The 19,104-nt window shown below is 61.3% G+C and carries 25 protein-coding genes; 8 read left to right on the top strand and 17 right to left on the bottom strand.

Annotated elements, in window-relative coordinates; all coding sequences use genetic code 11:
• Positions 1-72 precede the first annotated feature (72 nt).
• Positions 73-2,103: a sucrose-specific PTS transporter subunit IIBC gene (locus M5J09_RS02665; protein ID WP_257156865.1), complete on the bottom strand. Its 2,031-nt coding sequence runs from the start codon at positions 2,101-2,103 to the stop codon at positions 73-75.
• Between the two features lie 111 nt (positions 2,104-2,214).
• Positions 2,215-3,537 carry a glycoside hydrolase family 32 protein gene (locus M5J09_RS02660; RefSeq protein WP_257156864.1) on the bottom strand — a complete coding sequence of 441 codons (1,323 nt, stop codon included), beginning with the start codon at positions 3,535-3,537 and terminating at the stop codon, positions 2,215-2,217.
• A 21-nt stretch (positions 3,538-3,558) separates the two neighbouring features.
• Here M5J09_RS02660 and M5J09_RS02655 point away from each other — a divergent pair, with 21 nt between their 5' ends.
• Entirely contained in the window at positions 3,559-4,428 is an 870-nt protein-coding gene (locus tag M5J09_RS02655; protein ID WP_257156863.1) for a carbohydrate kinase, read from the top strand.
• Complete coding sequence (locus tag M5J09_RS02650; RefSeq protein ID WP_257156862.1) at positions 4,425-4,829, top strand: hypothetical protein; 405 nt, start codon at positions 4,425-4,427, stop codon at positions 4,827-4,829. The genes M5J09_RS02655 and M5J09_RS02650 overlap by 4 nt, the downstream gene beginning before the upstream one ends.
• 6 nt (positions 4,830-4,835) lie before the next feature.
• Here the strand turns inward: M5J09_RS02650 and M5J09_RS02645 are convergent, their stop codons facing one another.
• The 12 genes from M5J09_RS02645 to rpsJ all read right to left on the bottom strand — a co-directional run bounded on the left by M5J09_RS02645 (position 4,836) and on the right by rpsJ (position 10,514).
• On the bottom strand, positions 4,836-5,198 hold the full coding sequence (locus M5J09_RS02645; protein ID WP_257156861.1) for a hypothetical protein: 363 nt from the start codon (positions 5,196-5,198) through the stop codon (positions 4,836-4,838).
• 143 nt (positions 5,199-5,341) lie between these two features.
• Positions 5,342-5,623 carry a 30S ribosomal protein S17 gene (gene rpsQ / locus M5J09_RS02640; RefSeq protein ID WP_042529302.1) on the bottom strand — a complete coding sequence of 94 codons (282 nt, stop codon included), beginning with the start codon at positions 5,621-5,623 and terminating at the stop codon, positions 5,342-5,344.
• Positions 5,624-5,625: 2 nt separating this feature from the next.
• Positions 5,626-5,856: a 50S ribosomal protein L29 gene (gene rpmC, locus M5J09_RS02635; RefSeq protein ID WP_005276944.1), complete on the bottom strand. Its 231-nt coding sequence runs from the start codon at positions 5,854-5,856 to the stop codon at positions 5,626-5,628.
• Positions 5,856-6,272 (bottom strand): 50S ribosomal protein L16, encoded by a 417-nt coding sequence (gene rplP / locus M5J09_RS02630; protein ID WP_039673713.1) that lies wholly within the window; start codon positions 6,270-6,272, stop codon positions 5,856-5,858. The genes rpmC and rplP overlap by 1 nt, the downstream gene beginning before the upstream one ends.
• A 3-nt stretch (positions 6,273-6,275) precedes the next feature.
• Positions 6,276-7,019, bottom strand: a complete 744-nt coding sequence (rpsC, locus tag M5J09_RS02625; RefSeq protein ID WP_042529299.1) for a 30S ribosomal protein S3 — start codon at positions 7,017-7,019, stop codon at positions 6,276-6,278.
• Complete coding sequence (gene rplV, locus M5J09_RS02620; protein WP_042529297.1) at positions 7,019-7,381, bottom strand: 50S ribosomal protein L22; 363 nt, start codon at positions 7,379-7,381, stop codon at positions 7,019-7,021. The genes rpsC and rplV overlap by 1 nt, the downstream gene beginning before the upstream one ends.
• Positions 7,382-7,384: 3 nt before the next feature.
• The gene (rpsS, locus tag M5J09_RS02615; protein WP_010189646.1) at positions 7,385-7,663 is read right to left on the bottom strand and encodes a 30S ribosomal protein S19; all 279 of its coding nucleotides are present in this window, start codon (positions 7,661-7,663) and stop codon (positions 7,385-7,387) included.
• 13 nt (positions 7,664-7,676) lie between these two features.
• Positions 7,677-8,513 (bottom strand): 50S ribosomal protein L2, encoded by an 837-nt coding sequence (rplB, locus tag M5J09_RS02610; protein WP_042529295.1) that lies wholly within the window; start codon positions 8,511-8,513, stop codon positions 7,677-7,679.
• 39 nt (positions 8,514-8,552) lie between these two features.
• Positions 8,553-8,858: a 50S ribosomal protein L23 gene (rplW, locus tag M5J09_RS02605; protein WP_042529293.1), complete on the bottom strand. Its 306-nt coding sequence runs from the start codon at positions 8,856-8,858 to the stop codon at positions 8,553-8,555.
• Positions 8,858-9,520 carry a 50S ribosomal protein L4 gene (rplD, locus tag M5J09_RS02600; protein WP_042529291.1) on the bottom strand — a complete coding sequence of 221 codons (663 nt, stop codon included), beginning with the start codon at positions 9,518-9,520 and terminating at the stop codon, positions 8,858-8,860. The genes rplW and rplD overlap by 1 nt, the downstream gene beginning before the upstream one ends.
• On the bottom strand, positions 9,517-10,173 hold the full coding sequence (gene rplC / locus M5J09_RS02595) for a 50S ribosomal protein L3 (protein WP_042529289.1): 657 nt from the start codon (positions 10,171-10,173) through the stop codon (positions 9,517-9,519). Before rplC ends, rplD begins: the two co-directional genes overlap by 4 nt.
• Before the next feature lie 35 nt (positions 10,174-10,208).
• Entirely contained in the window at positions 10,209-10,514 is a 306-nt protein-coding gene (rpsJ, locus tag M5J09_RS02590) for a 30S ribosomal protein S10 (RefSeq protein ID WP_003848085.1), read from the bottom strand.
• A 661-nt stretch (positions 10,515-11,175) separates the two neighbouring features.
• Between rpsJ and M5J09_RS02585 the strand changes: the two genes are divergently transcribed.
• The 6 genes from M5J09_RS02585 to M5J09_RS02560 are packed head-to-tail and all read left to right on the top strand — an operon-like array spanning position 11,176 to position 14,292.
• Positions 11,176-11,664, top strand: a complete 489-nt coding sequence (locus tag M5J09_RS02585; RefSeq protein ID WP_042529287.1) for an Asp23/Gls24 family envelope stress response protein — start codon at positions 11,176-11,178, stop codon at positions 11,662-11,664.
• Positions 11,665-12,000: a hypothetical protein gene (locus M5J09_RS02580; RefSeq protein WP_257156860.1), complete on the top strand. Its 336-nt coding sequence runs from the start codon at positions 11,665-11,667 to the stop codon at positions 11,998-12,000.
• Between the two features lie 8 nt (positions 12,001-12,008).
• Positions 12,009-12,203 carry a hypothetical protein gene (locus tag M5J09_RS02575; protein WP_042529283.1) on the top strand — a complete coding sequence of 65 codons (195 nt, stop codon included), beginning with the start codon at positions 12,009-12,011 and terminating at the stop codon, positions 12,201-12,203.
• Entirely contained in the window at positions 12,203-13,162 is a 960-nt protein-coding gene (locus M5J09_RS02570) for an Asp23/Gls24 family envelope stress response protein (protein WP_257156859.1), read from the top strand. The genes M5J09_RS02575 and M5J09_RS02570 overlap by 1 nt, the downstream gene beginning before the upstream one ends.
• Positions 13,155-13,733 (top strand): DUF6286 domain-containing protein, encoded by a 579-nt coding sequence (locus M5J09_RS02565; RefSeq protein WP_257156858.1) that lies wholly within the window; start codon positions 13,155-13,157, stop codon positions 13,731-13,733. The genes M5J09_RS02570 and M5J09_RS02565 overlap by 8 nt, the downstream gene beginning before the upstream one ends.
• Positions 13,726-14,292, top strand: a complete 567-nt coding sequence (locus M5J09_RS02560) for an alkaline shock response membrane anchor protein AmaP (protein WP_144791411.1) — start codon at positions 13,726-13,728, stop codon at positions 14,290-14,292. The genes M5J09_RS02565 and M5J09_RS02560 overlap by 8 nt, the downstream gene beginning before the upstream one ends.
• Positions 14,293-14,428: 136 nt before the next feature.
• Here M5J09_RS02560 and M5J09_RS02555 read toward each other — a convergent pair whose 3' ends face one another.
• The 3 genes from M5J09_RS02555 to fusA form a co-directional block, all read right to left on the bottom strand.
• Entirely contained in the window at positions 14,429-15,151 is a 723-nt protein-coding gene (locus M5J09_RS02555; protein WP_257156857.1) for a hypothetical protein, read from the bottom strand.
• Positions 15,152-15,248: 97 nt separating this feature from the next.
• Positions 15,249-16,439, bottom strand: a complete 1,191-nt coding sequence (tuf, locus tag M5J09_RS02550; RefSeq protein ID WP_042529275.1) for an elongation factor Tu — start codon at positions 16,437-16,439, stop codon at positions 15,249-15,251.
• Between the two features lie 362 nt (positions 16,440-16,801).
• Complete coding sequence (gene fusA / locus M5J09_RS02545) at positions 16,802-18,931, bottom strand: elongation factor G (protein WP_257156856.1); 2,130 nt, start codon at positions 18,929-18,931, stop codon at positions 16,802-16,804.
• Between the last annotated feature and the right edge of the window lie 173 nt (positions 18,932-19,104).

Genomic DNA, 19,104 nt, shown 5'->3' with positions numbered 1-19,104 from the left:
TCTGGACACATGGAAATCCTTGCTGGACTGACAAGGCCCCGACGTATGCCGGGGCCGCGTGGCGATAACAGTTTAGGCGTTCGAGGCTGGGACGGCGGAGCTGCCCGCAGCTGAACCGGAGCCAGCCGACTCAGCAGCAGAAGCCGGTCGGGGGTCGACGGTGAGCAGGGCATCTCCGAAGGTGATGTCCTCCCCTGGGCGATACGCCGGCAGTACCGGTCCGGTTTTCTTGGAGTTGGACACCACAATCGGGGTGGTCACCGGATAGTCGGCGGCCTTGATGGCCTCGACATCGAACTCGCAGAGAAGATCACCAGCCTTGACTTCATCGCCCTTGGAGACATGCGCGGTGAAGTGCTCGCCTTTGAGGTTTACCGTGTCAAAGCCAATGTGCATGAGGATGTCCACGTTATTGCCATCAGCGTCCTTGCCGCGAACGGCATAAGCGTGCTTGGAGGGGAAGGTGACGGTGACCTTGCCATCAATCGGGGAGACGAGGCGCCCCTCGGTGGGCTCAATCGCCGCACCCGCGCCGAGCTTCCCAGCAGCAAACATCGGGTCTGAGACTGACTCCAAAGCGATGGCCTTTCCAGCCATCGGGGAGGCCACACGGTAGGCATTCGGGTCCGCGGTGACGGCAGGAGCCGCGCTTGCCGACGCCCCACCAGCCCCCACCTCATCCGGATCAATCGAGCCGTTCTTGCCCCTGAGGTAATGGCCGTAGGCAAAGGCCACGCCGAAGGAGAGGATCAGGGAGACAAAGGCGCAGATGAAGAACTGCGTGTAATCCTCCGGGCGCATGGACACGAAGCCGATGAAGCCGGCGGCGCCGAGTGCGGTGGCTTTGACGTCGAAAAGCGCAATGAGCGTCGAGGCAATGGCTGAGGCTCCCATGCCAATGTAGAACGGCCAGCGTAGGCGCAAGTTCACGCCGAAGATGGCGGGTTCAGTAATACCGAAGAGCGCGGAGACACCCGAGGCGCCGGAAAGGCCCTTGAGCTTCTCCGAGCGGGTGAGGAAGTACACCGCGAGGGCCACGCCGCCCTGTGCGATGTTGGCCATGGAGGCCACTGCAAAGATGAAGGAGCCGCCCTCGTTCCACAGCATCGTCTCAATCGGCGGGAAGGACTGGTGAAGACCAGTGATGACGATGGGTGAGTAGAACAGACCGAAGATGAAACCGCCGACCGGTCCGGCAAAGGTGTAGAGGTCATTGAGGCCAGCACCGAGCATATCGCCGGCCGTGCGCAGCACCGGGCCTACCGCCATGAAGGTGATAAAACCGGTCACCAGGAGCGTGAGCAGCGGGGTGAGCATAAAGTCCACGGTGCCCTTGAGGTGCTTGTGCAGGAATTTCTCAATCGTGGCCAGGATCCACGCGATGACCAAGATGGGCAGGATGGAGCCTTGGTAGCCTGCCTGCGCGACGTCGAGGCCGAAGATGTTCCAGTAGGACATCTCCCCTGCCTCGATGGTGGCAGCCACTTGGTAGCCGTTGACCAGGTCCGGCATGACCATCGCCATGGCCATACCTGCGCCGAGGAACTCGTTACCGCCAAAGCGCTTGGTAGCGGTGAAGCCGACGAGAATGGGCAGGAAGGCAAAGGGCGCTGAGGCAAGCAGGTTAATAAGCCCGGCAACGTCCGCCATGGCAGGGAACATCTCGATGACTGACTGTTCGCCGAACAGCCCGTTGGCGGTCAACACGTTGTTGAGCGCCATAAGCAGACCGCCACCGACCAGAATCGGGATGAGCGGCACGAAGATGTCTGCAAGGATCTTCACCGCACGGGAGAACCAGTTGCCAGAATCCGCCGCGATATCCTTGAGCTTGTCCGTTGAGACCGCTATGTCCTTGGTGGTCATCTTGTTGAGCTGGTCGAAGACTATGTTGACATCGCCCGGCCCAACGATGACCTGGAACATTCCCCCGGCCTCAAAGATGCCTTTGAGGTCCGGATCGTTTTCCAACGCGGCCGTGTCGACCTTCTTGCTGTCTTTGAGCACCATGCGCAGGCGGGTGGCGCAATGGGCGAGCGCCACAATGTTGTCTTCGCCACCGATGGCTGCGAGTGTCCGCGCCGCGACCTGTGAGTGATCCATAACGGCGTGCCTCCTACTGTGAAATGGATTAAATAGCTTCAGACTCCATTAGACACGCCATACCAACATAAAGCCAAGTAATCGGGCAAAAATGTAGGAAAATTCACCGTCCTACCGGACTTCCCAGCCTCGCCAGCGACTGTCCTCCGCACCAAAGACCGCAGACGCCGCCGCAATCCTTCCATCACCCGCAAAAACCTCCACCGCACAACCATCCGCAATAAGTTCCAGCGAACCAGCCGGACAGGGCACGACACGTTCGTCATCCCCCAAGGTCAACCGCAGCTCGCCAGAGCCATACTCAACACGGAAAGACTCGGCACCAGAGGAATCAACGAGTACGTACGTCCCCTCACCCCCAGTCAGCGTAGCCACCGAGCCGAACCCCTCACGTGCCGTCTTCTGTGGCACAGAAGCAAGGTCCCACAGCGGCTCCTGACGCAGCCACCCCTCTTCCAGCCAGACGCGCCGCGGCAGCGTCAGCGTGTGAACCCACCCCTCGGCAACCGTCGGAGTCTCATCCTGCGCGGGCAAGCCCATCCAGCCCAGCATAATGGCTTCGCCCTCCCTTTCCACCAGCTGCGGCGCGTAAAACTGGTGGCCATAGTCCAGCTCGCTGAAGCCACGCTCAACGTGGAACACCGTGCCCTCTAGGCGTCCCACGAGGTAGCCGCACTGGTCGGAGGAGGCGTAATGGGTGGCGTCGTCAAGCACAGGCTCCAAACCCTGCGGGCAGATGACGAGGACGTCTTTGTCTTCCCCCGTGGCGCGGTCCTGCAGCGTAACAAGGTTAGGACACTCCCACATGTACCCACCCGGCACGAGGTCAGGGCTCAAGCCCAGCTCGGCCCTGGAAACATCGAAGGTGATAGGCCCCTGGTAGGACCACACACCCAGATCCGTGGAACGGTAGAGCACCACGTGGCCAGTCTCATCGGAGGCCTGCGCACCGAGCACCATGCGCCAGCCCTGCGCATCACGAGTAATCTGCGGGTCGCGGTAGTGCCCCGTGAAGCCTTCAGCCGGACCATCGATAAGGGGGTTCGCCTCATCGCGCTGGTAGATACCGCCTTCCGGGCCACCGGCCTCCACCACACGCACCCGATTCTGCGAGGGAATGCGCACGCCTCCGCGCTTGAGGTTGCCGGTATAGAACAGCCACACATCCTCGCCATCAACAACAGCGCCACCCGAATAGCAGCCATGCGCGTCATACTCACGCACCGGGTACAGCGCATCCGGGGCATGACGCCACGGCTGCGGGCTACTCACCAACCCCACTGCGTGCCCCCAACCGGTCTGTTTTGCCGCGTGCGGGAAATAGGGGTCGTGCTGGTAATAGACGTGCAGTGTATCGCCATCGAGGAAAAGCCCGTTCGGGTCATTAAGGCGGCCGCTCGGCGGAGAGACGTGGAAATGCGGACGGTAATTCATGTCCTCGATACTATGGCGATTATGGACATTATGGTGTGTGGCGAAGGCCTCGTGGACCTTGTACCGCGCGAGCCTGGACGGCTGGCGGATTTACAACCGGCGTTGGGAGGCGGCCCCTTCAACGTCGCGGTAGCGGCGGGGCGTCTGGGCGCTGACGTGGGCTTCCAGTCGCGGTTGTCCACCGACGCCTTCGGGTGTGCGCTGGTGGATCATCTCACTAACCAAGGAGTTGATACTTCCCTCGTGCAGCGCAGCGACGAGCCCACAACCTTGGCGGTCTGCAGCATCGCGGAGGATGGCTCGGCCGCCTACTCCTTCTATACGGAGGGCACAGCGGACCGTGCCGTGGAGCCTGTGCTTGTCGACGTCCCCTGGGCCTGCTTCGGCACCGTCTCCCTCGCCCTCGAGCCGGGCGCGTCCCGCTACGCGGCGCTGCTCAAGGAACTCGCGCAGCGTGGCACAAAGGTAGCGCTGGACCCTAATATTCGCCCCTTCTTCGCCACCGAGAAGCACCGCGAATTTCTCCTGTCGCTGCTCCCGCACGTGACTCTGCTCAAGCTCAGCGAGGAGGAAGTCGAATTCCTCGGGGCCGAGGCCCTCGAGGAGGTGCCAGTTGTGGTTACTACGCGCGGCGGTGAGGGCCTGAGCGTACGCACAAGCTCGGTGTCGGTGCAGGCTCCGCCGGTAGCCGTCGACGTGGCCGATACCATCGGCGCTGGGGACACCGTCATGGCCGCGTTGCTCTCGCAGTTGGTTGACAAGGATCCGGCGGCGTTGACGGAAGCGGAATGGCAGAGCGTGCTCCACTTTGCGGCCACTGCCGCTGCCATCACTGTCTCCCGCACCGGCGCGCAGCCGCCCACCCGCACCGAGGTGGAGGCGAAACTGTGACTTATCCGCTGCGCACAGGCGCGCTCCACGGCCTGCTCTTCATCCTGTCTATTGGGTGTTTCGTGCTTCCCGTCATTGCCGGCACAGGGGCGCTGCTTAGCGTGCCGATTGCCGCAGGGCTATCGGCACTACTGGCGGTGCTCATGCTTATCGATTCCTCCTACCACGCCTTCTCCCCCGCCCAGCGCGCCACCCGCGGACTGCGGATGGTGTCTGCGCTCGCAGCAGTGGCACTCATCGCGGGTTGGGTGCTGTGGCTGATGATTTACAACACCTTTGACAAGCCCATGGGCACCGAATATCGGCTTGGCACCTTCCTGCTGACGGTGGGTACGGTGCTTACTGCCTTTGGTGCCGCCATTGCGCTCACCCACCACCGAGCGCGCGACGCTGGGCGCTAGAGAACGTCACCAGATTTCTTCGCTAGCACACCGACGCGCGCCCCACCCCCGGAGGCCGCGCCGCACCACAAGCTCGGGGACATCATCGCCCGTGGCTTCCACGCTTGCGTACTGGAACCCGGACTTGGGCCCCGGCGTTCCAGTGTCTGGGCCGCGATCCTCATGGGGATAGTTAAACTCGATATGCTCTGGATCCGAGAGGACCTCTGTGTAGAGTTCACGGGCCTGCTCCGCCGGGTCGAGAGAACTGGCCTCCTGGGTCGTCGTCGTGGGGGCGGCATCACGCGATGGCTCAGGGTCCTGGCTAGAGCAACCGACAAGGGACACCACGGCCGCCGTCGAGAGAGCGAGGGATGCGCGAGAGAGCATAACAGAGAGCGCCTTTCTCATAGCCAACCCTATGAACGGGAGCAGTACGCGGCGCGGCCATGACAGCCCACGGGAAGCATTCTTGGCATAAAAATAACCCCCACGCGCTGCGTGGGGGTTACCTGTGGCGGGAAAGCTAGATTTTACTTAGCCTTCTCCACGATCTCGACGAGACGGAAGTGCTTGTCCTTGGACAGCGGGCGGGTCTCGGCGATGAGAACGCGGTCGCCGATGCCGGCGGTGTTCTCCTCATCGTGCGCCTTAACCTTCTTGTTAGAACGCATGATCTTGCCGTAGAGGGCGTGCTGCTTGCGGTCCTCGAGCTCGACAACGATGGTCTTGTCCATCTTGTCGGAGACAACGATGCCGGTGCGGGTCTTGCGAGCGCCCTTTTCCTTCTTAGTGTTCACGTTTGCCTCACTCATGATTAAGCCTCAGCTCCCGGAGCAACGGACAGGCCCAGCTCGCGCTCGCGCAGAACGGTGTAGATGCGGGCAATGTCGCGCTTAACCGTGCCGATGCGGCGGTTGTTGGTCAGCTGGCCGGTGGCCTTCTGGAAACGAAGGTTGAAGAGCTCTTCCTTCGCGTCCTTCAGGCGGGTTTCCAGCTCAGCGTTGTCGAGCTCACGGAACTCGTGGGCGGGGGTACCGGTAGCCATTAGAACTGGTCCTCCTTCTTGATGATGCGGACCTTGCACGGAAGCTTCTGACCAGCGCGGCGCAGGGCCTCGATGGCGGTTTCCTCGTTCGGGTAGGTCATCTCGAAGAGGACGCGGCCCGGCTTGACGTTGGCAACCCACTTCTCGACGGGGCCCTTACCGGAACCCATACGAACACCGAGAGGCTTCTGGGTCAGCGGACGGTCCGGGAAAATGTTAATCCAGACCTTACCGCCACGCTTGACGTGGCGGTTGATGGCAATACGTGCGGCCTCAATCTGGCGGTTGGTGATGTACGCCGGCTCGAGAGCCTGGATGGCGTAGTCACCGAAGTTGATGCGGTTACCGCCCTTGGACACACCCGAGCGGCTCGGGCGGTGCTGACGGCGGTACTTAACACGCTTAGGAATCAGCATGGATTAGCCCTCCTGCTTCTGCTGTGCGCGCTGGCGACGCTGGCCACCGCGGCGGGAGCGACCATTGCGGTCACGGCCACGGCCCTGCGCCGGAGCGTTCAGTTCGGACTCACGCACGCCACCGACGACGTCACCCTTGTAGATCCACACCTTGATGCCAATGCGGCCAAAGGTGGTGTGGGCCTCTGCGGTGCCGTAATCGATTTCGGCGCGAAGGGTGTGCAGCGGAACGCGACCTTCGTGGTAGCGCTCAACGCGGGACATTTCAGCACCACCCAGGCGGCCGGACAGCAAAATCTTGATGCCCTTAACCTGTGGCTGGCGCATAGCGGACTGGATAGCCTTGCGCATTGCACGACGGAATGCGACACGGTTAACCAGCTGCTCCGCGATGGACTGAGCAACCAGGGTTGCGTTAGCGTCGACCTGCTTGACCTCGAGAATGTTGAGGGCAACCATCTTGCCGGTGAGCTTCTCCAGCTCACGGCGGATGCGGTCGGCCTCAGCGCCGCGGCGGCCGATCACGATGCCCGGGCGGGCAGTGTGAATGTCGACGCGGACGCGGTCGCGGGTGCGCTCGATGACGACGTCGGCGATGCCGGCGCGGTCGAGGCCCTTCTCCAGGTACTGGCGGATCTTGATGTCTTCGGCTACGTAGTTGGCGTAGTCCTTATCGGCGTACCAGTGGGTCTTCCAGTCGGAAGTGATGCCCAAACGTAGGCCGTGAGGATGGATCTTCTGGCCCATTACTTGGCCCCTTCCTTCTGGCTCTCGACAACCACGGTGATGTGGCTGGTGCGCTTACGAATCATGAATGCGCGGCCCTGTGCGCGCGGCTGGAAACGACGCATGGTCGGGCCCTCGTTGGCGTATGCCTCGGAGATGACCAGGGTGCGCGGATCCAGGCCGAAGTTGTTCTCTGCGTTGGCAGCTGCGGATGCAACAACCTTGGCTACCGGCTTAGCGGCGCCCTGCGGAGCGTACTTCAGGATTGCAAGTGCCTCGGCTACGGACTTACCGCGGACCAGGTCGATGACGCGGCGTGCCTTCATCGGGGTAACGCGGACGTAGCGAGCCGTTGCGGATGCGGAGGTGATGGTGTCACTCATCGCTTATCGACGTCCCTTCTTGTCGTCCTTGACGTGACCCTTAAAGGTCTTGGTGGGTGCGAACTCGCCGAGCTTGTGACCAACCATGGAATCCTCGACGAACACCGGCACATGCTTACGACCGTCGTGGACGGCGAAGGTGTGACCGATGAAGTCAGGAAGGATGGTGGAACGGCGAGACCAGGTCTTGATGACCTGCTTGGTGCCGGCCTCGTTCTGAGCATCTACCTTGTTGAGGAGGTGCTCATCGACGAACGGGCCCTTCTTCAGGCTGCGTGGCATTGTTTACCTCCTCTTAGCGCTTCTTGTTCGGGCGACGACGGCGCACGATCATGTTGTTCGAGTAACGGTTCGGGTTGCGGGTGCGGCCTTCCTTGTGGCCCCACGGCGACACCGGGTGGCGACCACCCGAGGTCTTACCCTCACCACCACCGTGCGGGTGGTCGACCGGGTTCATGACGACACCACGGACGGTCGGGCGGACGCCCTTCCAGCGCATACGGCCGGCCTTACCCCAGCGGATGTTCATCTGGTCAGCGTTGCCGACCTCACCCACGGTGGCGCGGCAACGGATGTCGACGCGACGGATTTCGGAGGACGGCATACGCAGAACCGCGTACTTGCCTTCCTTACCCAGCAGCTGGATGGAAGCACCAGCGGAGCGGGCCAGCTTAGCGCCAGCGCCCGGCTTGAGTTCCACAGCGTGGATGGTGGTACCGGTCGGGATGTTACGCAGCGGCAGGTTGTTACCCACCTTGATATCTGCGTTCGGGCCGGACTCGACGACGGTGCCCTGCTTCAGGCCCTTCGGGGCGATGATGTAGCGCTTCTCGCCATCTGCGTAGTGCAGGAGAGCGATGTTAGCGGTACGGTTCGGGTCGTACTCGATGTGAGCGACCTTTGCAGGGATGCCGTCCTTGTCGGTACGACGGAAGTCGATCAGACGGTAACGGCGCTTGTGGCCACCGCCGATGTGGCGGGTGGTGATGCGGCCGTAGTTGTTACGACCACCGGTCTTGGTCAGCGGGCGCAGCAGGGACTTCTCCGGAGTGGAACGAGTGATCTCCTCGAACTGGGACACGGAGGATGCGCGGCGACCCGGAGTTGTCGGCTTGTACTTACGAATAGCCATAATTCTTCCTTTTCCTTATCGGCTCTTGGAGCCGTTCTGCTAGCTAGCAGAACCGCCGAAGACGTCGATGGAGTCGCTGCCTTCACGGAGCGTCACGTAGGCGCGCTTGGTGGACTTACGCTGACCGAAGCCGGTGCGGGTGCGCTTACGCTTACCTGCACGGTTCACGGTGTTGACGGAAGCAACCTTCACGCCGAAGATCTGCTCGACGGCATCTTTAATCTGGGTCTTGTTGGAGTCCGTGGAGACGTAGAACGTGTACACGTTCTGCTCCATCAGGCCGTAGGACTTCTCGGACACAACCGGTGCGATGATGACGTCGCGCGGGTTAGCGAGCTTAGCCATTACTTCTCCTCCTTAGCTTCCTCGGCAGCGCCGGTGGCGCGCTCGACGAAGGTGTGCAGAGCCTCAACGGAGAACACAACATCGTCCGAGTAGAGGACGTCGTAGGTGTTCAGCTGGCCGGCGTCCAGGATCTGGACGTTCGGCAGGTTGTTGGCGCTGCGGCGAGCATTGATGTCCTCGCGGCCGACGACCAGAAGAACGTTCTTGCGGTCGGTGAGGCGCTCGATGAAGGCCTTGGCCTGCTTGGTGGACGGGGTCTGACCCGGGACGAGCTCCTCGATGACGTGGATGCGCTCGTTGCGTGCACGGTCAGACAGTGCACCGTAGAGAGCAGCCTTGATCATGCGCTTCGGGGTGCGCTGGGAGTAGTCGCGCGGAACCGGGCCATGCACGGTGCCACCGCCGGTGTAGTGCGGTGCACGGATGGAGCCCTGGCGGGCGCGACCGGTGCCCTTCTGGCGGAACGGCTTACGGCCACCGCCGCGGACCTCGCCGCGAGTCTTGGTCTTGTGGGTGCCCTGGCGAGCAGCAGCAAGCTGAGCGTTGACAACCTGGTGCATCAAAGCGATGGATGCTTCGGTGTCAAAGAGCTCGGCCGGCAGCTCAACAGAGCCGTTGGTCTTACCGTCAGCGGTCTGGACGTCTAGCTTGAGGTTGCTCATGCGTGTGCACCGCCCTTCACTGCGGTCTTAACGGTGACGAGGCCACCGCGCGCACCCGGGATAGCACCCTTGATGAGCAGCAGGTTGGACTCGGCATCAATCTTCTGAATCTTCAGGTTCTGGGTGGTCACGCGGTCCTGGCCCATGCGGCCAGCCATGCGCTTACCCTTGAAGACGCGGCCCGGGAACGAAGCGCCACCAATACCACCAACGCGGCGGTGAGCGGCCTGGTTACCGTGGGCAGCGCCCTGGCCTGCGAAGCCGTGGCGCTTCATGGCGCCGGCGTAGCCGTGGCCCTTGGTGGTGCCGGTGACGTCAACGAAGGTTACACCCTCGAAGATGTCCACCTTGACCTCCTGGCCAACCTCATATGCAGAGGTGTCATCCATGCGGATTTCAGCAACGTGGCGACGCGGGGTCACGCCAGCCTTCTTGAAGTGACCAGCGGCCGGCTTGTTGGCCTTGCGCGGGTCCTTCTCGCCGAAGGCAATCTGGATGGCGTTGTAGCCATCGGTTTCTGCGGTACGAATCTGGGTAACCACGCACGGCCCAGCTTCGACGACGGTGACCGGCACAACGCGGTTCTCCTCGTCGAAGACCTGGGTCATGCCGAGCTTGGTGCCCAGAATGCCCTTGATCTCGTTTTCACTCATAATTAGTTCTCCACCAAATACGTTGTGTCGATCGCTTACTGGATATTCACGTCGACGCTTGCCGGAAGGTCGATGCGCATAAGAGCGTCAACGGTCTTCGGGGTCGGGTCGAGAATGTCGATGAGGCGCTTGTGAGTGCGCATCTCGAAGTGCTCGCGAGAGTCCTTGTACTTGTGCGGAGAACGAATAACGGCGTATACGTTCTTCTCGGTTGGGAGCGGCACCGGACCAACTACACGGGCACCCGTACGGGTAACGGTCTCAACGATCTTCTTAGCAGAAGCGTCGATAGCCTCGTGGTCGTAGGCCTTCAGCCGAATGCGGATCTTTTGTCCCGCCACGCTTATCCTCTTCCTCGCTTCCCCACTTTCACATTCCCGGCGTATCCGGGGCGTGAAGCGGTGGGAAATTGCTTCTCGATTTCTCTATAACGTTGTCCGGGCTTGGAGCCTTGGCGCAACGCCAGTTGTCTGACTGTCATGACGACCACGAGGTGCAGCAGAAGGCAAATGCCCACCGTGCAGTGCTCATGACGGGGCACAAGACCCGTAGTCAAAGTCAATAGGAAGAAGACTGGGGCGTTCGATCAGAGATCTGCAACCAAAATCTTATTCATATACTGCCGCTGTTTATTTGCCATGCTCCTTCTCCGGTCCATCGTCTCGGGGGTGTCTCTACTCAAACGCGGACCTAGCCCGATCGGATGACCTTCGAGTGCGGCCCTCACGAGCCTCACAACAAAGGTGTCATGTTCGCTTTACCAGCAACAACGCCCTACAAGCTCCTGCCTGCGGCCACGTTGCTGTGTTAAAGCAACCCCTGTATTTAAGCATGTAACCTCCCGTTTTCCAAACCGCTACGGAAACCGTGCCGAAAATCACGTTTTGGCTAAAGTTTTTGCTCTGCACCCCACGACTCAACTATTCGCCTCTAGACTCGGTGTATGGCGAGCGTGCGACGCTCGAATGACTAACCCCCGATTCGAACTGAGAAGGTTTCACCATGGCTGACAACACCACACCGAAGGACGTCGCAGAGAACACCAAGGCAGCTACCCCGGCTGCTCAGGCAGAGCGCAACGAGAATTTGGAAACCGACTTCGGCACTACCAGCATTGATGACGTCGTCGTCTCCAAGATTGCTGGCATTGCCGCCCGCGAAGTCTCTGGCGTCGCTGCACTCGGCGGCGGCGGTGCTCGCATGATGGGCTCAATTCGTGAGTCCTTTGGCGCTTCTGAGGACGTTCGTCAGGGTGTCACGGTCGAGGTTGCCAATGGATCCGCCAACATCGATATCGCCATCATCGCTGAGTACGGTGTGGCCATCCACGAGCTGGCTGAGGCAATCCGCCGCAACATCATGAATGCCGTGGAGCGCATGACTGGCCTGTCCGTCAACCGTGTCGACGTCGTTGTCCACGACGTCAAGCTGCCGAAGGACGAGAACGAGCAGGAGGACACCACCCCGGCAATCTCCCAGGGACAGGCCTAAGTGAGTCAGCAGCCCCCACAACTCACGGCGGAGGATGCCCACGCTATTGAGGAAGCGGTGACGGGCCTGCGGGGCGTCGCCAAGCTCAGCGGCGGACGCTTCGGCGAAGTCGCACTGCTCTTCCCAGGCGAGCGCATCTACGGAATCTCACGCCCCTCGCCGCGGGACGATACGCGCCTCGAAGTACACATCGTTGTTGACGTCAGCGCGGGCGAGCCTTTAGCGGCGCTCGGCGCCGCCATTCGTGACACCGTCCGCAGCACCTGGCCCGGCGCACGCACCGTCGACGTTGTCTTCGCGGATGCCGTTGAGTCCGCCAGCTCCCCACAGAACTAAGGAAAACCATGAAGAACTACACCTCCCTCGGCGTCCTCGCCGGCTTGGTTCTCGCCTTTTTCATCTACCTCGGCGTCTGGTACGTCGTACTCGCGGTCCTCTTGGCCGCGATTGGCGGCGTTGTCGGCGCACACTTCGACGGCCGCATCGACCTCACCGCCGTGTGGAAAGGCGTGGTCGGCCAGGATAGAGGCCAAGGCTAGTGACGACTCCGTTCGACGAGATCCCCACGGCGCAGGGCCGCACTCAGTTCTCGCTGCGGGCGATGGAAAAGGTTATTCATGCCGCCATCGCCAGTGTCCCGGGAACTGCGGCTGTCGACGCCAAACTGGCCGGCCTTGCTGGACGCGCTTTCCCGCGCGTCATGGCGCAGATGGATCCGGACGCGAAGGTCGTCGCGGTTGATGCCGATATCGCCGTGTATTGGCCCTCCCCGGTGACCGACGTGGCGTCGGCTGTACGCTCCGCCATTTCAGATACCGTCCGTGATTTCACCGGCTTTCGCACGACGCGCGTCAACGTGACGGTGGGCGGTGCAGTCGCTGGTGAACGGACCTCTGCGCTGGCCGTATCGACGCGCACTCCGCTTGTCGCGCAGATTCCAGCAATTGTGCCTGCGCAGGAGCTCAAGGAGATTAAAACATCACAAGGTGTGGCGGTCCGCCAGATCGCTGTCCCCGTAGCTCCCGCCGTACGTGGGGTGGCGACTCCCCAGGCAGTACAGGTTCGCACCTCTGGTTTCGGGCCTTCCCCGCAGCGCTATGACGAGTTGCGTGACATCACCACGGCACCAGAGCAGCCTTTACGACACACCCGCGATCCGCAGCCAGCTACTGTGCGGTCGGTGACCATGCCAAGCGAATTCCGCCCACGTTCGGTCGACGTCCCCCGTCCGCTGCAACCACGACCAGTATCCGCACCGCACCCCATGGCCCTGCGCAAGGTCGACGTTCCACGCCCGGTAGAGCCGCACCACGTTACGGCCCCGCGCGCCACAGCGCTACGCACGCCGCAAGTCGCGCCGAGCGCTACGTCGCGCAACCTCCGCCCGATTGAAATCCGGCCCTCGGCGGATTTCACCCGCCGCGTCGACATACCTCGCCCTACGCCACTGCGCGCAATTACCATCACCCCGTTTGCCGAAGGAGCCCACCATGAGTGATTCGACTCTGCCCGTCGGCTTAGGCCAACGTCCCAAGGCCTCACCGCCCGCACGTACGTGGACCGTTATCCTTGGCATCGTGCTCATCGCTGGTGCCGCCGTAGCAGGTCGCGAGGCCTGGGTTGTCGGCGCCGATGAGGGCGGTCAGTCATGGCTGCAACCGTTCATTGATGTCATGTCAAAGCCAGACATCGAGACGTGGATGCTGATTGGTGGCGGCCTCGGCATCCTTGTTGGCCTTATCCTGCTGTGGGCGGCCTGTGCGCCGCGTAAGACTACCCACGTCACTATCGCCTCGGAGGATGCGTCGATGTGGTTGCGTGCTGTTGATATTGCGCGCGTGGCGTCGGCGTCTGCTCGTCGAGTACCGGGTGCCAGCGCCGCGCGCAGCCGCGCGAAGATTTCCTCGAACCGCGCCCAGGTTACTGTCACTGCAACGGGCGATCTCGAGGACTCCCAGCTCAAGGAGCGCGTGACGGATGCAGTTACCGCTGCGCTCGCCGCCGTCTCCCCCACCCCCGAGCTCACCGTTCAGATCGAGAACGACCAAGAGGAGATCGCCAATGTCTAAGACACTCGCCGGCGTGGACCGGGTTATTCTCGCCATTCTTGGGCTCTTACTCATCGCGTTGGGTGCGTGGCCGATTCTCATTCACTTCGACGTCGGATTCGCTACGTACCTGGCCGATTGGGTCGACCACGAGACGTGGGCAGGACTTCCGAAGCAGTCGTGGTGGGTCTATGCCCTCGCTGCTGCCACTGTGGTAATGGCATTGGTAGGCCTGTGGCTTATCATCGCGAATCTGCGCCACCGCCGCTTCAACGTGGTGCATTCCGACGCCTCCAATGAAGACGGCGCCATCAAAACCAGCATGAATGCCATCGCTGGTGCTGTCGCCGACACGTTAGCCAACGTCGAAGGCGTTGAGAAGGTCTCACGGCTCGTCGCCTACGACCGCGCACGCCCCACACTCCAGTACGAAATCCTCGCAGACCCGGACACCCCGATTCTGCGCATTAAGGATGCCATCGAAGTCAATGACCAGGACTTCCGTGCAGCGTTTCCTGATGCGGATGTGGACACGACGTACAAGGTACATTTCACCAAGGTGCGCAGCTCCGTCGTCTAGTTAGCTCGCTCTACTGGGGACTCCCCATAACCGCGCCACCTGACTCACGACCGAAAAGTCACGAGGCCACAGGCGCGGGCTTGATGCCCGCCAACCACACCACGGTTGGCGGGCATCTCGGCGATCCGGGAAACAGTTAGCGCGGGCACCCCGGCTCCGATTCCACGAGGGTCACCTCTACCACCTCGCCGAAAGAGTGCTGTGTTCCGCGGGAAAGGTCGACCGTCAAGGGCACCCCGACAGCGCACTCGTCGATGCGATGCCATGAAAAATCTCTGCGGACTAACTCGCGGTTCTTTCGCTCCGTGACGTGAAGGCCATGGTCGAGAATGATCGTCTCCTCTGCGGTACGGATGAACCACACTCTGTCACCAACGCTGCGGCGCGTGAGACCACTAAGCGAACGATTGTCTTCGCGAAGGCGCGTCACCGACTCGACGACGCCATAGCGGTGCTCAAATCCTTCGCTATCGGACAGGACGAGCGGACGGCCAGGGCCAACCGGCCGCAGCGCAGACACCTTCCACGCGACGGGCTGCCCCCTCTCCCCTTCCTTGGTCACAGGCCGCACAACCACCTGAGAGGACCCCTCGGTGGCTGCCAGCGTAACTCTGTGGGAATCGGTGACGGCGAGCCAGAGGCCATGGGTGATGAGGGAGGCGTCGGAAAGCGGGATGAGCGGAGGATGCACCTGTGCCATCGCCTCCAGCCGGGCAGTGAGCTCGTCGTCGGACACACCCCAGCCATATCCTTCCGCCGCGAGCATGCCGAAGAGAGTACCTAGGGGCAGATCAGGCTGACCCTCCCAGGCGGAGCGAAGAGCCCCTAAAGTGCGGTCGATGCGAGTCGGATCAAACATGATACCCCAGCCTAGTCTTTCGTCGATCGCAAAAGCCGCCCAACCCCACTGGGATTGGGCGGCTCAAGGATGCTACTACATCCCGCTAATCAGCTGATTAGGCGATGATCTTGGTAACACGGCCAGCGCCGACGGTACGGGAGCCCTCGCGGATAGCGAAGCGCAGGCCCTCGTCCATAGCGACCGGCTGGATCAGCTCAACGGTCATCTCAACGTTGTCGCCCGGCATGACCATCTCGGTGCCCTCCGGCAGCTTGATGACGCCGGTAACGTCGGTGGTGCGGAAGTAGAACTGCGGACGGTAGTTGTCCATGAACGGGGTGTGGCGGCCGCCCTCTTCCTTCTTCAGGACGTAGACGGAACCCTCGAACTTGGTGTGCGGGGTGTAAGCGCCCGGCTTGATGCAGACCTGGCCACGCTCAACCTCTTCACGCTTGGTACCACGCAGAAGCAGACCACAGTTGTCGCCAGCCTCGGTGTAGTCCATCATCTTGCGGAACATCTCGATACCGGTAACGGTGGTGGACATGGACTTGTCCTTGATACCGATGATCTCGATGTCTTCGTTAACGTTCAGGGAGCCACGCTCAACACGGCCGGTAACAACGGTACCGCGGCCGGTGATGGTGAAGATGTCCTCGATCGGCATCAGGAACGGCTTGTCCAGCTCGCGCTCCGGATCCGGAATGGAGTCATCGCAAGCCTGCATCAGGTCGACGACGGACTGTACCCACTTCTCGTCGCCCTCAAGAGCCTTCAGAGCGGAGATGTGAACGATCGGAGCGTCCTCATCGTAGTCCTGCTCAGCGAGCAGCTCGCGGATCTCCATCTCGACGAGCTCGATGATTTCCTCATCGTCAACCATGTCGCACTTGTTCAGTGCAACGAGGATGTACGGAACGCCAACCTGGCGAGCGAGCAGAACGTGCTCACGAGTCTGCGGCATCGGGCCATCGGTTGCAGCAACAACCAGGATCGCGCCGTCCATCTGAGCAGCACCGGTAATCATGTTCTTGATGTAGTCGGCGTGGCCCGGGGCGTCCACGTGTGCGTAGTGGCGCTTCGGGGTGGAGTACTCAACGTGGGAGATGTTGATGGTAATACCGCGCTCCTTCTCCTCAGGAGCCTTATCGATCATGTCGAAGGCGAAAGCGGTGTTCTCCTCCGGGTAAGCGTCAGCCAGAACCTTGGTGATCGCTGCGGTGGTGGTGGTCTTGCCGTGGTCGACGTGTCCGATGGTGCCGATGTTCACATGCGGCTTCGTACGCTCGAACTTCTCCTTTGCCACTGTTTGTCCTCCTGGACTCTATGGCGGCTACGTATTTCGCAGCCACGTGGTTTGTATTGCCATTGGCACTTCGGGCCGGGCCCATAAGCGCTAATGACGCTTTCTTTACGTGCCAGTTACACGATCCTAGATTTATGCCGCAGTTTTTTCAAACTGCCTCTTTAGGAGGTAACCCCGCGCATAACGTGCGGTCGTTGACCCTCGACAAGAATCAATTAGCAGGATCCTGGGAGGGTAACGGCCGGCTCAACACACACAGCCTTTGGTGCGCACTCAGCCGACCGCTACCCCCAGTGCAGAGAGCTGGCGGTCTACTGGCGAAGACTACCAGCCCTGCAATGCGGGCTAAACGGCGGGGCCGCTTAGGCCTTGCTGCCGGTGCGCTCCTCAATGATCTCCTGTGCCACGGAGGACGGAACCTCTGCGTAGGAATCGAAGACCATGGTGAAGTTTGCACGGCCGGCGGTGGAGGAACGCAGGTCACCGATGTAACCGAACATCTCGGACAGCGGAACCTTTGCCTTCACGACCTTGGCGCCGGAGCGGTCCTCCATGGAGAAGACCTGGCCACGACGGGAGGAGATGTCACCGTTCACGGTACCCATGTACTCCTCCGGGGTCACGACCTCGACGGCCATAACCGGCTCGAGCAGAACCGGCTTCGCCTTGGCCACGGCCTCCTTGAGGACCTGGGAGCCAGCGAGCTTGAAGGCCATCTCAGAGGAGTCAACATCGTGGTAAGCGCCATCCTCGAGGGTGGCCTTGATGTTCACCAGCGGGAAGCCAGCGAGGTAGCCGTACTGCATAGCATCCTGGATACCAGCGTCGACGGACGGGATGTACTCCTTCGGCACGCGGCCACCGGTGACGGCATTCTCGAACTTGTAGGTTGCGGACTCGCCCTCTTCCAGGGTCTCCGGGTCCGGGTTGTACGGCTCGATGGTGCAGATGACCTTTGCGAACTGACCAGAACCACCGGTCTGCTTCTTGTGGGTGTAGTCCAGGGACTCGACCTTCTTGCGGATGGTCTCGCGGTAAGCAACCTGCGGGTTACCGATGTTTGCCTCGACCTTGAACTCGCGCTTCATGCGGTCCACCATGACGTCGAGGTGCAGCTCGCCCATACCGCCGATGACGGTCTGGCCGGTCTCCTCGTCGAGCTCGACGGTGAACGTCGGGTCCTCGGCAGCCAGCTTCTGAATAGCGGTACCCAGCTTCTCCTGGTCAGCCTTGGTCTTCGGCTCGATGGAGACCTTGATAACCGGGTCCGGGAAGTCCATGGACTCGAGGATGATCTGGTCATCCTTGTCACACAGGGTGTCACCGGTAGTGGTTTCCTTCAGACCAATGACGGCGTAGATGTTGCCGGCATCTGCCTGCTCAACCGGGTTCTCCTTGTTGGCGTGCATCTGGAAGAGCTTGCCGATGCGCTCCTTCTTACCCTTGGTGGAGTTCATAACCTCGGTACCCGGAACAACCTGGCCGGAGTACACGCGGGTGAAGGTCAGCTGACCGAAGAACGGGTGAGCGGCAATCTTGAAGGCCAGTGCGGAGAACGGGGACTCCACGGACGGCTTACGGGTGAGGACCTCGTCCTCGTTGCCCACAGCGTGGCCGGTGATCTCGCCGATGTCCAGCGGGTTCGGCAGGTAGTCCACAACAGCGTCGAGCAGCGGCTGAACACCCTTGTTGCGGTATGCGGTACCACACAGAACCGGGAAGACCTCGGTGCTGATGGTCATCTTGCGGATGGCAGCCTGGATCTCTTCCTTGGTGAGCTCCTCGCCACCGAAGTACTTCTCCATGAGCTCTTCGTCGGACTCAGCGACGTCCTCGAGCAGCTTCTCGCGGTATTCCTCTGCCTTCTCCTTGAGGTCCTCCGGGATCTCCTCAATGGTCGGCTCAGCGCCGGTCTCGACCTTGCCGCGCCAGGTGATGGCCTTCATGTCGATCAGGTCGACAACACCGTCGAAGTCGTCCTCAGCGCCGATCGGCAGCTGCAGAACCAGCGGCTTAGCGCCGAGGCGCTCGATGATGGTGTCCACGGTGAAGTAGAAGTCCGCACCCATCTTGTCCATCTTGTTGATGAAGCAGATACGCGGAACGTCGTACTTGGCGGCCTGGCGCCACACCTGCTCGGACTGCGGCTCCACGCCCTCCTTGCCGTCGAAGACGGCAACGGCGCCATCGAGAACACGCAGGGAACGCTCAACCTCAATGGTGAAGTCCACGTGGCCCGGGGTGTCGATGATGTTGATCTGGTTGTTGTCCCAGAAACAGGTCACAGCAGCGGACGTAATGGTGATGCCGCGTTCCTTCTCCTGCTCCATCCAGTCAGTGGTGGAAGCACCGTCGTGGGTCTCGCCGACCTTACGGTTGATACCGGTGTAGAAGAGAATACGCTCGGTCGTGGTGGTCTTACCAGCATCGATGTGAGCCATGATGCCGATGTTGCGGACCTTGTGCAGATCCTTAAGCACTTGTTGTGCCACGGTTTATACCCCAACTTAATGTGTCGTCGACGCCGCATTTCCTCACTCATCAACTTCCACGTCAATGAGGCAAGTCCGACGTCTTCATGGATAGGTCTTGGTCTATTTTGCCACGTCTGGGCTAGCGCGGCAGCGCGAGGCGCCTAATACACCTCACTTGTGGGCTGCCACTG

The sequence above is a fragment of the Corynebacterium sp. BF-R-2 genome, from assembly GCF_024586525.1.
GTDB lineage: Bacteria > Actinomycetota > Actinomycetes > Mycobacteriales > Mycobacteriaceae > Corynebacterium > Corynebacterium singulare.
Note: the sequence above shows the minus strand (reverse complement) of the source record. Positions and strands in the feature narration are given on the sequence as shown.